Origin of the sequence: Enterobacter chuandaensis, from assembly GCF_039718975.1 — a bacterium.
Taxonomy (GTDB): Bacteria; Pseudomonadota; Gammaproteobacteria; order Enterobacterales; family Enterobacteriaceae; genus Enterobacter; species Enterobacter chuandaensis.
Window position 1 is genome coordinate 3,793,150 of sequence record NZ_CP097173.1, and the last position, 13,099, is coordinate 3,806,248.

General features: G+C 55.6%; 12 protein-coding genes. 4 read left to right on the forward strand and 8 right to left on the reverse strand.

What is annotated here, in order from left to right:
* The first annotated feature begins 602 nt into the window (after positions 1 to 602).
* Positions 603 to 1,619: an HTH-type transcriptional regulator GalR gene (gene galR / locus MX657_RS18225; RefSeq protein WP_080330096.1), complete on the forward strand. Its 1,017-nt coding sequence runs from the start codon at positions 603 to 605 to the stop codon at positions 1,617 to 1,619.
* On the opposite strand, the gene MX657_RS18230 is transcribed toward galR, so the two are convergent.
* Positions 1,580 to 2,065, reverse strand: a complete 486-nt coding sequence (locus tag MX657_RS18230; protein ID WP_346806323.1) for a GNAT family N-acetyltransferase — start codon at positions 2,063 to 2,065, stop codon at positions 1,580 to 1,582. The genes galR and MX657_RS18230 overlap by 40 nt on opposite strands.
* Positions 2,066 to 2,285: 220 nt before the next feature.
* Between MX657_RS18230 and MX657_RS18235 the strand changes: the two genes are divergently transcribed.
* Positions 2,286 to 3,323: a LacI family DNA-binding transcriptional regulator gene (locus MX657_RS18235; RefSeq protein ID WP_346806325.1), complete on the forward strand. Its 1,038-nt coding sequence runs from the start codon at positions 2,286 to 2,288 to the stop codon at positions 3,321 to 3,323.
* Here MX657_RS18235 and lysA read toward each other — a convergent pair.
* Positions 3,293 to 4,555, reverse strand: a complete 1,263-nt coding sequence (gene lysA / locus MX657_RS18240) for a diaminopimelate decarboxylase (protein WP_346806327.1) — start codon at positions 4,553 to 4,555, stop codon at positions 3,293 to 3,295. The genes MX657_RS18235 and lysA overlap by 31 nt on opposite strands.
* A 122-nt stretch (positions 4,556 to 4,677) precedes the next feature.
* Between lysA and MX657_RS18245 the strand changes: the two genes are divergently transcribed.
* Entirely contained in the window at positions 4,678 to 5,604 is a 927-nt protein-coding gene (locus tag MX657_RS18245) for a LysR family transcriptional regulator (RefSeq protein ID WP_080330092.1), read from the forward strand.
* Here the strand turns inward: MX657_RS18245 and MX657_RS18250 are convergent.
* Complete coding sequence (locus tag MX657_RS18250) at positions 5,599 to 6,291, reverse strand: aspartate/glutamate racemase (RefSeq protein WP_252002433.1); 693 nt, start codon at positions 6,289 to 6,291, stop codon at positions 5,599 to 5,601. The two genes, MX657_RS18245 and MX657_RS18250, sit on opposite strands and share 6 nt — an antisense overlap.
* A 133-nt stretch (positions 6,292 to 6,424) precedes the next feature.
* Between MX657_RS18250 and MX657_RS18255 the strand changes: the two genes are divergently transcribed.
* Positions 6,425 to 6,748 carry a cupin domain-containing protein gene (locus MX657_RS18255; RefSeq protein ID WP_119916261.1) on the forward strand — a complete coding sequence of 108 codons (324 nt, stop codon included), beginning with the start codon at positions 6,425 to 6,427 and terminating at the stop codon, positions 6,746 to 6,748.
* Between the two features lie 38 nt (positions 6,749 to 6,786).
* Here MX657_RS18255 and wzz(fepE) read toward each other — a convergent pair whose 3' ends face one another.
* From wzz(fepE) to MX657_RS18280, 5 genes are all read right to left on the reverse strand, one after another.
* Positions 6,787 to 7,911, reverse strand: a complete 1,125-nt coding sequence (gene wzz(fepE), locus MX657_RS18260; protein ID WP_346806330.1) for an LPS O-antigen length regulator Wzz(fepE) — start codon at positions 7,909 to 7,911, stop codon at positions 6,787 to 6,789.
* Positions 7,912 to 8,291: 380 nt separating this feature from the next.
* Complete coding sequence (araE, locus tag MX657_RS18265; RefSeq protein WP_080330088.1) at positions 8,292 to 9,707, reverse strand: arabinose-proton symporter AraE; 1,416 nt, start codon at positions 9,705 to 9,707, stop codon at positions 8,292 to 8,294.
* A 312-nt stretch (positions 9,708 to 10,019) separates the two neighbouring features.
* Complete coding sequence (kduD, locus tag MX657_RS18270; protein WP_116341857.1) at positions 10,020 to 10,781, reverse strand: 2-dehydro-3-deoxy-D-gluconate 5-dehydrogenase KduD; 762 nt, start codon at positions 10,779 to 10,781, stop codon at positions 10,020 to 10,022.
* A gap of 63 nt (positions 10,782 to 10,844) precedes the next feature.
* Positions 10,845 to 11,681 carry a 5-dehydro-4-deoxy-D-glucuronate isomerase gene (gene kduI / locus MX657_RS18275; RefSeq protein WP_346806332.1) on the reverse strand — a complete coding sequence of 279 codons (837 nt, stop codon included), beginning with the start codon at positions 11,679 to 11,681 and terminating at the stop codon, positions 10,845 to 10,847.
* A gap of 235 nt (positions 11,682 to 11,916) precedes the next feature.
* Entirely contained in the window at positions 11,917 to 13,095 is a 1,179-nt protein-coding gene (locus MX657_RS18280; protein ID WP_217480580.1) for an acetyl-CoA C-acetyltransferase, read from the reverse strand.
* Between the last annotated feature and the right edge of the window lie 4 nt (positions 13,096 to 13,099).

Consider the following 13,099-nt stretch of genomic DNA (forward strand, 5'->3'; position numbering starts at 1 on the left):
GTATGAAGGGTAGATAGTAAATGGTGGCAGATTACACGAGAAGTGATACAGGAGCGACAGCAAAAGTGGAGGCGAAAAAAAACCTGCGCATCCGCGCAGGTTGGTGCAAGAGATGAGTACGAAACCGTACTAAGAATTCTCACCAATCAATACCTCTGGGATCTTGATTCTGGCCGTTCGCCCTGCGCTTCGCCAGCGGGAAAACGCAAGGGAATGAGCCGAAGTGCAACCAGGTGTGAATATTCTCTTTAACTGTTACAGGTTGAACTATCAGGCAAAAAAAACCTGCGTAAAAACGCAGGCTGGTGTAAGTCGTGTTAATCAACCGGAGTTGATTCCACCTATCAATACCTCTGGGATCTCGACTCTATCAACCTCTTTAACCTCCTCGCCACCGGACAATCGCAACAGCCTGAGGCAAAGTGTAACCAAAGGTTCAGAATGACATTTTTCTGACATGCCTGCGCGTGTAACGATTACACTTTCAGGGTTGTTCTGCGTCACGTTTGTGGCGTGCCAAAATTGGCGCCCCTTGAATGCGCGCTACTTTTCCGCAACACTATTTAGTGTGTAAACGCTTACCCCTAATAAGAAGGTTATGAATGGCGACAATAAAGGATGTGGCTCGTCTGGCAGGTGTGTCGGTAGCCACCGTCTCCCGCGTGATTAATGATTCACCCAAAGCCAGTGACGCATCGCGCCAGGCGGTACAAAGCGCCATGGAAACCCTGAACTACCATCCCAACGCCAACGCCCGCGCGCTCGCTCAGCAGTCCACGGATACCATTGGGCTGGTGGTGGGCGATGTTTCCGACCCCTTTTTCGGTGCCATGGTAAAAGCGGTTGAACAGGTCTCTTATCAGACGGGGAATTTTTTGCTGATCGGCAACGGTTATCATAATGAACAAAAAGAACGCCAGGCCATCGAGCAGCTGATCCGCCACCGCTGCGCGGCGCTGGTGGTTCACGCGAAAATGATCCCGGATGCCGAGCTGATTCACCTGATGAAGCAGATGCCCGGCATGGTGATCATCAACCGTATTATCCCCGGTTTTGAAAAACGCTGTGTGGCCCTCGACGACCGCTACGGCGCCTGGCTTGCGACGCGTCATCTGATTCAACAGGGCCATACCCGCATTGGCTATCTCTGTTCCAATCATCCCATTTCTGATGCGGAAGACCGCCTGCAGGGTTACTACGACGCCCTGCGCGAAAATGGTCTGCCCTGCAACGATCGTCTGGTGGCCTACGGTGAACCGGATGAGAGCGGCGGCGAACAGGCCATGACGGAGCTGCTGGGTCGTGGACGGAATTTCACCGCGGTTGCCAGCTATAACGACTCGATGGCCGCCGGGGCAATGGGGGTCTTGAACGACAACGGGATTGAGGTGCCGGCGGAAATCTCGCTGATTGGCTTTGATGATGTGCTGGTCTCCCGCTACGTGCGCCCGCGCCTGACTACCGTACGCTACCCCATCATCACGATGGCCACCCAGGCCGCAGAGCTGGCGTTAGCGCTGGCGGAACAGCGCCAGCCGCCGGATATTACGCATCTGTTCAGCCCAACGTTAGTGCGCCGTCACTCCGTTTCGGCACCTGCAGAAGCGCAGAGCGAATAGCGATAAAGGTGTACTGTTTTATCCGGATACTCCAGTCCATCACCTATGTACTGCCAGCCGTAACGCTCATAGAAGTCACGGCAGGCAGACCACAGATGCAGTTCTTCATACCCCGCCTGTACGGCAAAAGTTATGACATGCTGCTGTAACGCCCCTGCCAGCCCCTTGCCGCGCGCCGCGTCGTCAACGTAGAGCGCCGCCAGCCACGGACAGAGATCCTGACGGGTGATCAAATCGCAGCGCCAGAGCCCCACCGTGCCGAGAAGCCGTTCATCTTCTACGGCGATAAAGGTCAACGGCAGGGAACCCGGCGTCTGGCTGTGCTCTACGATGCTATGGAAAAACTCCCGCGCAAGCCCCTCGCCAAAGGCGTGCCAGATCCAGTCGGTGACCTGCTCCGCATAGCGCGGTGCCTCGTAAAGCGGGAGGATGACGGTCTTTTTCACGTTTTACCTGCGTTTTTAATGAATATGCTGGCCTGACGCCTCCAGCCCGGTTTGTTGATTATTTTACCAGAGTCAGACTATTTAGTTTTACTTCCGGCAGGCCAGGCGAATCGTGACTAAAAAGCGTGATCGTGGCAGAAGTTTTGCGCTTCCCGCATCGCTTATACGCTGCCTGGTCTGTGTTAAACTGCAGGCCATTACGTGGAAGCAGGAATGTAGAATGGCAACAATGCTGGATGTCTCACTGCGCGCGGGCGTGTCGAAGGCTACCGTCTCGCGCGTGCTGAACGGCACAGGTCAGGTTAAAGAGAGCACGCGTCTGCAGGTCTTTGCTGCGATGGAAGAGCTGGGCTACCGGCCAAACTTTCTCGCGCGTTCGCTGGCTAACCAGACCAGCAACAGCATTGGTCTGGTGGTCTCCACCTTCGACGGCTTTTACTTTGGTCGCCTTCTCCAGCAGGCGTCGCGGCAGACCGAAACCCACGGGAAACAGCTGATCGTCACCGACGGTCACGACGCACCAGAGCAGGAAGAACAGGCGGTGCAGATGCTGGCCGATCGCCAGTGCGATGCCATCGTGCTTTATACGCGCTATATGAGCGAAAAGGCGATCATCAAGTTGATTAATACCGTGCAAACGCCGCTGGTGGTCATCAACCGTGAAGTCAGCCAGGCGCCGGAGCGCTGCGTGTTCTTCGAACAGCAGGATGCCGCCTTTAAGGCGGTGGATTACCTGATTAATCAGGGCCACCGGGAGATCGCCTGCATTACCGTTCCGATTCACACCCCCACGGGTAAAGCGCGGCTGATGGGCTACCGTAAGGCGCTGGAAAAGCACGGAATTCGTCTGGACGAGCGTCGAATTAAGTACGGTGATGCGGGAATGACGCGGGGCTATGAGCTGTGTAAAGAGCTTATCGCTGAAGGGGTGTCGTTCAGCGCGCTGTTTGCCTGTAACGATGATATGGCGCTGGGCGCGTCCAAAGCGCTGCATCAGGCAGGGCTTAAGATCCCGCAGGATATCTCCCTGTTCGGCTTTGACGATGCTCCATGCGCAAAGTGGCTGGAGCCTGCGCTGTCGTCGGTTTATCTGCCGATAGATAACATGATCGTCACGGCTATCGATCAGGCGATCCGGCTGGCAAAAAACCAGCCGGTCGATGCGATCCCGCCATTTACCGGCACGCTGGTATTACGCGATTCGGTCACAACGGGGCCGTACTTTCATCAGATGAGTTCTAAAGCCAGCAGTTCCTGAATGGTCTGACGACGACGGATCAGCCGCGCCTTGCCGTTATCAAACAACACTTCCGGCAGCAGCGGTCGGCTGTTGTAGTTCGAGGACATAGACGCCCCGTACGCCCCGGTGTCGTGCAGCACCAGATAATCACCCGGCGTCACCTCCGGCAGCGCGCGGGTTTCCACTTTACCGCCTTCCTGCTGGGTAAATACGTCACCGGATTCGCACAGCGGGCCTGCGACCACCGTCTCGCGGCGCGGCGCCTGCGTTAAATCGCGGCCATCGGCGGCCAGGGCGGTGATGTGATGGTAGCTGCCGTACATGGACGGACGCATCAGGTCGTTAAAGCCCGCGTCAATCAACACGAAGTGGCGTGAGCCCATCTCTTTGACGCTGCGTACCTGCGCCACCAGCACGCCTGCTTCGGCCACCAGGAAACGACCCGGCTCAATTTCCAGCTTCACGGCATGGCCCAGATGCGTGGCAATTTGATCGCGCGCGGCGCTCCACAGGCCGTAATAGTGATCGGTGTCGATCGCCTCTTCCCCTTCGCGGTAAGGGATGGAAAGACCGCCACCGGCAGAGATCGCCTCCAGATCCTGACCGAAGTCGACAACCTGGCGCACCATCGCGCCGCACACCTGCTCCAGGTGACCGTAATCGACGCCGGAGCCAATGTGCATATGAATGCCCACCAGCTTCAGGTTGTAGCGCTGCAATACCTCAAGCGCGGCGGGCATATCGGCATACCAGATGCCGTGCTTGCTGTTTTCGCCGCCGGTGTTGGTTTTTTGGCTGTGGCCGTGACCAAAGCCCGGGTTGACGCGCAGCCAGACGCGATGGCCTGGCGAAACCTGCCCAAGCTGCTCCAGCATATCCACAGAACCGGCGTTCACCGGAACCTGCAGTTCATGTACGCGCGCAAGCGTTGCGTCGTCGATCACATCTGCGGTAAAGACGATCGCATCAGGATCGGATTTCGGATCGTACCCGGCCGCCAGCGCACGCTCGATTTCCCCCAGCGACACGGAGTCAACCTTCACGCCCTGCTCGCGCATCAGGCGCAGAATATGGATATTGGAGCAGGCCTTCTGGGCAAAACGCACTACGTCAAACTGGTGCAGGGCGGCGATCTTCTCGCGAACAATCTGCGCGTCGTAGACCCACACCGGGCAGCCAAATTCGGCGGGCAGGCGCAGCAGATTTTCAGCGTTCAAATCGGTATCCGTCTGGTTGAGCGGGCGTGGCATGGGCTTCTCCGGGTAAATTCATTTTTTATGATTACGCCACAGCGGAAGGAGAATAAAAAATATCGTTTTATCGCGAGTCTATGCAAAAATGATATGGACTGTTCTCTGTATTCAGGTGCCCTATGCCCGCCGTCAATTTACGCCATATTGAGATTTTCCACGCCGTGATGACCACCGGCAATCTCACCGAAGCCGCGCAAATGCTGCATACCTCGCAGCCGACGGTCAGCCGTGAGCTGGCGCGATTCGAGAAAGTGCTGGGGCTGAAGCTATTCGAACGCACCCGGGGCAGACTTCACCCGACGGTACAGGGGCTACGCCTGTTTGAAGAAGTGCAGCGCTCCTGGTACGGGCTGGACAGAATCGTCAGCGCGGCGGAAAGCCTGCGCGAGTTTCGTCAGGGCGAGCTGTCGATTGTCTGCCTGCCCGTCTTCTCTCAATCCTTTTTACCGACGTTGCTTCAGCCTTTTCTGGCCCGCTATCCTGAGGTCAATCTCACCATTGTGCCGCAGGAGTCGCCCCTGCTTGAAGAGTGGCTGTCGGCACAGCGTCACGATCTCGGGCTGACCGAAACCCTCTCGACCCCTGCGGGAACGGCGCGCACGGAACTGCTCGCGTTAGATGAAGTGTGCGTTCTGCCCGCCGGACATCCGCTAGCCCGCAAGGCGGTGCTGACCCCGGCGGACTTTCACGGCGAAAACTACATTAGCCTGTCGCAAACCGACAGCTACCGACAGCTGCTGGATACGCTTTTTGCTGAGCATCAGGTGAAGCGGCGGATGGTGGTGGAAACGCACAGCGCGGCATCGATATGCGCGATGGTGCGTGCAGGCGTCGGCGTCGCGGTCGTCAATCCGCTTACGGCGCTGGACTATGCCGGGAGCGGGATCGTCATCCGCCGTTTTAGCGTTTCCGTCCCGTTTACCGTGAGCCTTATCCGCCCGCTGCACCGCCCGGCTTCTGCGCTGGTGGACGCATTCACCGAACACTTAGTTGAGCATGCACGTCAGGTGGCACTTCGCTTACCTGACCTGCAAAACCCGTTATGACAGCATAAATTCCACGGCATCTGCCGCGTGAATGGCTGCGGTATCAAATACCGGGATGGGGCTTCGTTCAGCCGGCACCAGCAAACCGATCTCCGTGCAGCCGAAGATCACCCCTTCAGCCCCCTGCCGGGCGAGTTTTTCTATTACGCTGACGTAATATGCGCGGGAGGTTTCGCTGAAGGTACCGAGGCAGAGTTCGTCGAAGATGATCTGATTGATGCGCGCCCGGTCTTCCTCATCAGGTACCAGGCTTTCTATTCCAAACTCGCTGTGCAGGCGCCCGCGATAAAAATCCTGCTCCATGGTGTAGCGCGTGCCCAGCAAGGCCACGCGCGACATCCCTGAGGCGCGGATGGCGCGTCCGGTGGCGTCTGCAATGTGCAGGAACGGCAGCGAACAGCGCGCTTCAATGTGCGAGGCTACTTTATGCATCGTGTTGGTACACAGCAAAATGCCCTGCGCGCCTGCCCGCTCCAGCCCCAGCGCGGCATCAGCCAGGATTTCCCCGGCTTTATCCCATTCCCCGCTCGACTGGCAGGCTTCGATTTCATGAAAATCAACGCTGTGCAGCAGCAGGCTCGCGGAATGCAGGCCGCCCAGACGCTGTTTTACCCCTTCGTTAATCAGGCGGTAATAGGGGATGGTTGATTCCCAGCTCATCCCACCTAACAGGCCGATCGTTTTCATCATCCCTCCTTATCTGTTTAAGCCAGTGAAGCAAACTTGTGATCCTGTTTCCAGTTCTTTATTGCGTCGTTTTCTTTTCAAGCTGACCGATATAAATTAAATAAAACACCGTTTTATTATAAAGGGCGAAACCATGTTTATGTTTCACAAAGAGACAGTGTCTGAAGATCTGGGGAATGGCGTTACGCGTCGTGTGCTGGCCCACGGCGGCAGGATGATGGCGGTTGAAGTGCATTTTGAGCAGGGCGCGATTGGTCCAATGCATAACCACCCGCACGAACAGTTAACCTATGTTCTCTCCGGCGAGTTTGAATTTACGATTGGTGAAGAGAAGCATGTCGTCACGGCCGGAGATACGCTCTACAAAAAACCGCATGTGATGCACGGCTGCGTCTGCCTCAGGGCCGGCACGCTGCTGGACACCTTTACGCCTGTTCGCGAGGATTTCCTGTCATAAAAAAGGCGCCTTTGAGCGCCTTTTCATGTTTGCAGAATTTATTCCGTCATCGCTTCTGGCAGTGGATTACGGCTGAGCATGGCCTCACGCAGTAGCACGCTGCCGCAGGCAAACAGACCACCAAGGATCGCCGCCAGAATAACAATCATGCCTTTGCCCGGTCCGTCTTTCTTCACCGGCATGGAGGGGGAAAGCTGATACCGGAACGGTTCAAGCTTAACGTCTTTAACAGAGAGTTTTTTCAGCTGCGCCAGATGGTATTCACGGTTCTGAAAGTCTGCATTCAGCTCTGTCACGTCCTTGAGATTTTTTTCAATCTTTAGCTTTTCCGCGATACCGTCCGCCCCGAGCGCGACGGAGTAATCCGGATCGTCTTTTACCGCCTGTCCGTTGCTATAAACAGGCTTCTTAATGCCTGCCGCATTCGCCACTTCCAGCGAATAATTCAGCCGCTGCAGATTGGTATTGTGGATAGTGGTCAGACGAACCCGGTCAAGCGCCAGCTGTTGTTCAACCTCATTCGTTTTCAGGGCGATCTGGTTGCGGATATTTTGCATCGTCTCTTGTTCAACAAGAGCAGCGATATAACCGATGTACCCTTCCAGTACCGTTTGCGCATCACTGGCTTTCGGTGCCGTGAAGCTGAGCGTCCAGGAGAGGTAAGGTGCTTTATCCGCATCTTTTCCCTGCGCGTTATTCACTGCTTTCATTCTCTCTGAAATATTGACGACCGCACGGTGCAGCTCAAGCGGGTCCACCTCAATATCTTTAAGCTGGGACATCACGTAAGGGGAAGAGGTCATGTACGCTTCGAGTAATGACTGCGACTGGAATTTTTTAATAAACAGGTCAAAGACTTCCGGACGCGAAACCGGCACCTTCACATCAAGAACCTGCAGCGCAACCATCATCTGGCGCAGCGGGTTCCACTGGGTCTGTTCCGCCGGGGTGATCACCGCTTTACTGGTCCACTTTTGTGGTAATAAAAGCGCAATTGCCAGCCCTGCCAGCGCAAAAATAAAGATGATGGTGACGATGCGTTTTTTGGCGGCAAGCAACACATCTAACAGACCCAGAAGGTCGATCTCTTTAGAACTTACAGCTGGGGTGGCATAGGAGGGAAAATTGAAATCCGTGTTCTTTTTGATATCCATTGCTGACATAGCCATTCTTATGTTGAGAGTGCAGTGAGTTTCTGCCTGGTGGTTAGAATGGGACAATGATACAAGAATCTAAGAATAATCTGAACGCAAGAATAAACTGTCTATGGGCTTGCTATCAAAGTGAGTAGTTTTCTCTTTACGTTAATATTTTTATTAATCATGGACTTTTCTTACGTCTTTTTCTTTCGGCATGGTTTGATTGTCTGAAATAGCGCCAGAAGGGAAATTTCCTTCTTTTATCGAAACACTATTTCGACTTCGATCACATTTCCATTATCAGGTGGATGTCTTGTGCTAACAAAAAGCCGGGTGGCGGCTGCGCCTGACCCGGCTTACATGAATTTCCAGGCCCGGTAAGCGCACGCCACCGGGCATTAACCTTACACGCCGATATTACGCAGTTTCTCGCCGCTCATCAGCTTGCGTTCAATATGCTCCAGCGTCACGCCTTTGGTTTCTGGAATCAGCCAGAATGTCACGCCAATAAACGCCACGTTCAGCGCCGTGTATAGCCAGAAGGTGCCTGCCGCGCCAATTGCATCAAGCAGCGTCAGGAAGGTGGCGCCGATGATCATATTCGACACCCAGTTGGTGGTGGTAGAACAGGTGATACCAAAATCGCGGCATTTGAGCGGCTGAATTTCAGAGCACAGGATCCACACCACCGGCGCGGCGCTCATGGCATATCCGGCGATACACATCATGGTCATGCCCACGGAGAGCCAGGAGAGGCCGCTGGACGCCGTGCCGTTATCAAACTGCATCAGGCAGTAGCCGAGGATCAGCGTGCCGAGCGCCATCACGCTAAAGCCAATCTTCAGCGCCGGTTTACGTCCGGCTTTATCGACAGTGAATACCGCAATAAAGGTGGCGAACATAAAGGTGAGCCCCACCACCAGCGTAGCGATCATCTGCTGTTCGGTGGTGGTAAAACCGGCCATTTTGAAGATGCGCGGCGCGTAATACATGATGATGTTCATCCCGGTGAACTGCTGCATCGCCTGCAGCAACATACCGAGGAACACCGCGCGGCGAACGTTGCGGTTGGCCTTAAACAGCGACCAGCCGCCCTGCTTCAGCTTCAGGCTTTCGCGGATCTCGTTCAGCTCTTCACGCGCTTTCTCAGACGTGTCGCGCAGCATGCGCAACACCTCTTCCGCCTCCACGTGACGCCCTTTTTGCGCCAGCCAGCGCGGGCTGTTGGGCAGGAAAATCACTAATACGATGAGCACCAGCGCAGGTAGCGCCAGTACGCCCAGCATCGCGCGCCAGTTGCCGCTGTAGCTGAAGTACGTATCGGACAGGAACGCCAGCACGATGCCGAGCGTCACCATCAGCTGGTACATGCTGATCATCTTCCCGCGCACGTTCTCGCTCGCCATTTCGGAGAGGTACAGCGGTGCCGTGTAGGAGGCAATCCCCACCGCCACGCCCAGCAGCACGCGGGAGAGCAGCAGCACTTCAACATTGGTGGCAAACGCCGAGCCAATGGACCCGGCAACAAACAAAATCGCCCCGACCATCAGGCTGTATTTACGGCCAAGGCGGAATGAAAGCCAGCCGTTAAACAGCGCGCCAATGGCCGCGCCGAGCATCATGCTGCTCACCACCCACTCCTGCAGGCGGCTACTCAGCGTAAAGTGATCGGTAATAAACGGCAGCGCCCCGGCGATAACGCCAATATCCAGACCGAATAGCAAACCGGCCACGGCTGCCGCGATGGAAACAAACTGGTTCATGCGTCGGGTATCACGCAGCGCAGCGGGCATCAGGGTAGAGTCATTGATAGATGTCATTTTTTTCCTGCCTCAACAGCAAAATCGTTAAGTGAAATTACGAGATACCGGAAGAAAGTGTCAGGTCGGAACTGGTGAAGATATGGATTTTTTCGCTACGACATACAGAACTGTGATGGACATTACAATTTCAAATCGGGGGGATTTATCCTCATTTTTTATTAATCATCTAATTTTTAAGCAATAAATATGTGATATTCGTCATCCATGACTTTTTAGTATGGATTTTTCATCTTTAAGGATATGGATAATGGCAATTTTTAAACAAAAAAAACCTCCACCCGGGGGCAGAGGTTCTTCACGCAAGCCGAATTAGCGTGCCAGCCAGCCGCCGTCTACGGCAACGGTGTAGCCGTTTATGTAATCCGATGCAGGGGAAGCGAGGAACACCACCGGCCCCATCAGATCGCTCGGCAGCCCCCAGCGGCCCGCCGGGATACGCTCAAGGATCGCCGCACTGCGCTCCTCATCCGCACGCAGCTGCTGGGTGTTGTTGGTGGCCATGTAGCCCGGCGCAATCGCGTTGACGTTGATGTTGTGCTGCGCCCATTCGTTCGCCAGCAGTCGGGTTACACCCATCACCGCGCTTTTTGACGCGGTGTAAGACGGCACGCGGATACCGCCCTGGAAGGAGAGCATCGATGCGATATTAATGATCTTGCCGCCTTTCCCCTGGGCGATGAAGTGCTTCGCCGCCGCCTGGGACATAAAGAACACGCTCTTGATGTTCAGGTTCATTACATCGTCCCAGTCGGTCTCGCTGAAATTAATCGCGTCTTCACGACGGATCAGCCCCGCGTTGTTGACCAGAATGTCGATATGGCCAAATTCCGCTACGGCGCGATCCAGCAGGTCCGGAATGGCGTCGATTTTACGCAGGTCAGCGGTCAGGCTCAAAAAACGACGGCCCAGCGCGGTCACGCGCTCGATGGTTTCCGTGGGCTCAACGATGTTAATCCCGACGATATCACAGCCCGCTTCCGCCAGGCCTAACGCCATACCCTGCCCCAGCCCGGTATCACAACCGGAAACTACAGCCACTTTACCTTGCAGAGAAAATGCATCCAGAATCATGTTTGTTCCTTACTCTTTCAGCGCCTGTCAGCAACAGGCAGATGTATGCTTAACTGCCCGCGACTAGCGCAGATCCTTAACCGCGACGTGGTCCATGTCATCAAAGACCTGGTTTTCTCCGACCATCCCCCAGATGAAGGTATAGGCTTTCGTCCCCACGCCGGAGTGAATGGACCAGCTGGGTGAAATCACCGCCTGCTCGTTATGCATGACGATATGGCGGGTTTCCTGAGGCTGTCCCATCATGTGGAACACGCAGGCGTCTTCGTCCATGTTGAAGTAGAAGTAAACTTCCATGCGGCGTTCGTGGGTATGGCACGGCATGGTGTTCCACAGGTTGCCCGGCGCAAGCTCGGTCAGCCCCATGCTGAGCTGGCAGGTTTCCAGCACATCCGGAACGAAGTATTTGTTAATGGTGCGGCGGTTGCTGGTGAGATTGTCGCCCAGCGTCACCGGTGCAACGTCCGCAGGCGTCACTTTTTTAGTGGGATAGCTGGTATGAGCCGGGGCGCAGTTGTAGTAAAACTTCGCTGGCTTACCGCCGTCAATGCTGGCAAAGACCACCTCCTTCGCCCCTTTGCCGACGTACAGCGCGTCGCGGTGACCAATCTCATAGCACTGGCCGTCCACGGTAATCGTGCCCGGCCCGCCGATATTAATCACGCCCAGTTCACGACGCTCCAGGAAATAGCTCACGCCCAGCTGCTTGCCCACTTCACCGCCCACGGAGACGGTTTTCGCCACCGGCATAATGCCGCCCACGATAATACGGTCGATGTGGCTGTAGACCATGGTGTATTTATCGGCTTCGAATACCTGCTCAACTAAAAACTCGCTGCGCAGCCCCTGAGTATCCAGCGTTTTGGCGTGCGCGCTGTGGATGCTTTGTCTGACGTCCACGGTAACCTCCAGATGTGGTCATGCCCGAAGGCAGAAATTAAACGAAACGACGTTTCGTTTTATGATGAGCACATACTAGCGGCATAAAATAGGGTTTTCAATTGCAATTAAAACAACGTTTCATTTTTTATTTTTGTTTATAACAGAAATGACGCGCGGATCACGATTACTGCCCATGAAGAGAAGAACACGATAAAAAAAACCTCCCGGAGGAGGTTTCTTCAGTGAGGAGAGATTAGCGTTCGATGGCGAGCGCCACGCCCTGTCCACCGCCTATACAGAGGGTAGCGATCCCTTTGCGCGCATTGCGCTTTTTCATTTCGTGGACCAGCGAAACCAGGATTCGGCAGCCGGATGCGCCGATGGGATGCCCCAGCGCAATCGCCCCGCCGTTTACGTTGACCCGCAGCGGATCCCACTCCAGCATTTTGCCGACCGAGATCGCCTGCGCCGCAAAGGCTTCGTTCACTTCAATCAGATCGACATCCGAAAGCTGCCACCCTGCGCGATCCAGGCAGCGGCGGGTAGCATAGACCGGCGCAATCCCCATCAACGCGGGGTCTACGCCCACGCTGGCAAAGGCCTTAATGCGGGCCAGCACGGGGAGATCGAGCTCAAGGGCTTTGCTTTCGCTCATCATCATTACGGCTGCCGCGCCGTCGTTAATGGACGAGGCATTGCCCGCCGTGACCGAGCCCTGCGTTTCAAACGCGGGATTCAGTCTCGCCAGGCCTTCCGCGCTGGCATCCGTGCGCGGCTGTTCATCGGTATCGACGACGAACGCCTCGCCGTTCTGACGTGACGTGCTGACCGGGACAATCTCGTCGCGAAAACGACCGGAATCAATTGCGGCACGCGCTTTTTGCTGTGAGCTTAGCGCATACGCGTCCTGCAATTCACGGCTAATGCCGTACTCGCGCGCCAGGTTCTCTGCCGTCACGCCCATATGATAATCATTGAACGCATCCCACAGCCCGTCATGCACCAGGCTGTCGAGCAGCTGGCTGTTGCCCAGCTGCGCGCCGGTGCGGCTGTCGGTCAGAACGTGCGGCGCGCGGCTCATATTCTCTTGTCCGCCAGCAATGACCACATCCGCTTCACCGCACTGAATGGCCTGCGTCGCCAGATGCAGCGCTTTTAATCCCGATCCACAGACGTCGTTAATGGTAATGGCGGAGACGGTATTGGGCAGCCCGCCCTTCAGCGCCGCCTGGCGCGCAGGGTTTTGCCCGGCTCCGGCCGTAAGCACCTGTCCCAGGATCACCTCATCAACTTCATGGGCGGCGATCCCGCTGCGTTCCACCAGCGCTTTAACCACCACGCTGCCCAGGTCTACCGCCGAGTGACGCGCAAGCGCTCCCTGAAAACAGCCGATAGCCGTACGTAACGCACCCACTATTACGACATCTTTCATCACG

Bases quoted from the DNA above. Each gene is read 5' to 3' on its own strand.
- galR (WP_080330096.1), top strand. From the start codon at position 603: ATGGCGACAATAAAGGATGTGGCTCGTCTGGCAGGTGTGTCGGTAGCC.
- MX657_RS18235 (WP_346806325.1), top strand. From the start codon at position 2,286: ATGGCAACAATGCTGGATGTCTCACTGCGCGCGGGCGTGTCGAAGGCT.
- lysA (WP_346806327.1), bottom strand. From the start codon at position 4,555: ATGCCACGCCCGCTCAACCAGACGGATACCGATTTGAACGCTGAAAAT.
- MX657_RS18245 (WP_080330092.1), top strand. From the start codon at position 4,678: ATGCCCGCCGTCAATTTACGCCATATTGAGATTTTCCACGCCGTGATG.
- MX657_RS18250 (WP_252002433.1), bottom strand. From the start codon at position 6,291: ATGAAAACGATCGGCCTGTTAGGTGGGATGAGCTGGGAATCAACCATC.
- MX657_RS18255 (WP_119916261.1), top strand. From the start codon at position 6,425: ATGTTTATGTTTCACAAAGAGACAGTGTCTGAAGATCTGGGGAATGGC.
- araE (WP_080330088.1), bottom strand. From the start codon at position 9,707: ATGACATCTATCAATGACTCTACCCTGATGCCCGCTGCGCTGCGTGAT.
- kduD (WP_116341857.1), bottom strand. From the start codon at position 10,781: ATGATTCTGGATGCATTTTCTCTGCAAGGTAAAGTGGCTGTAGTTTCC.
- MX657_RS18280 (WP_217480580.1), bottom strand. From the start codon at position 13,095: ATGAAAGATGTCGTAATAGTGGGTGCGTTACGTACGGCTATCGGCTGT.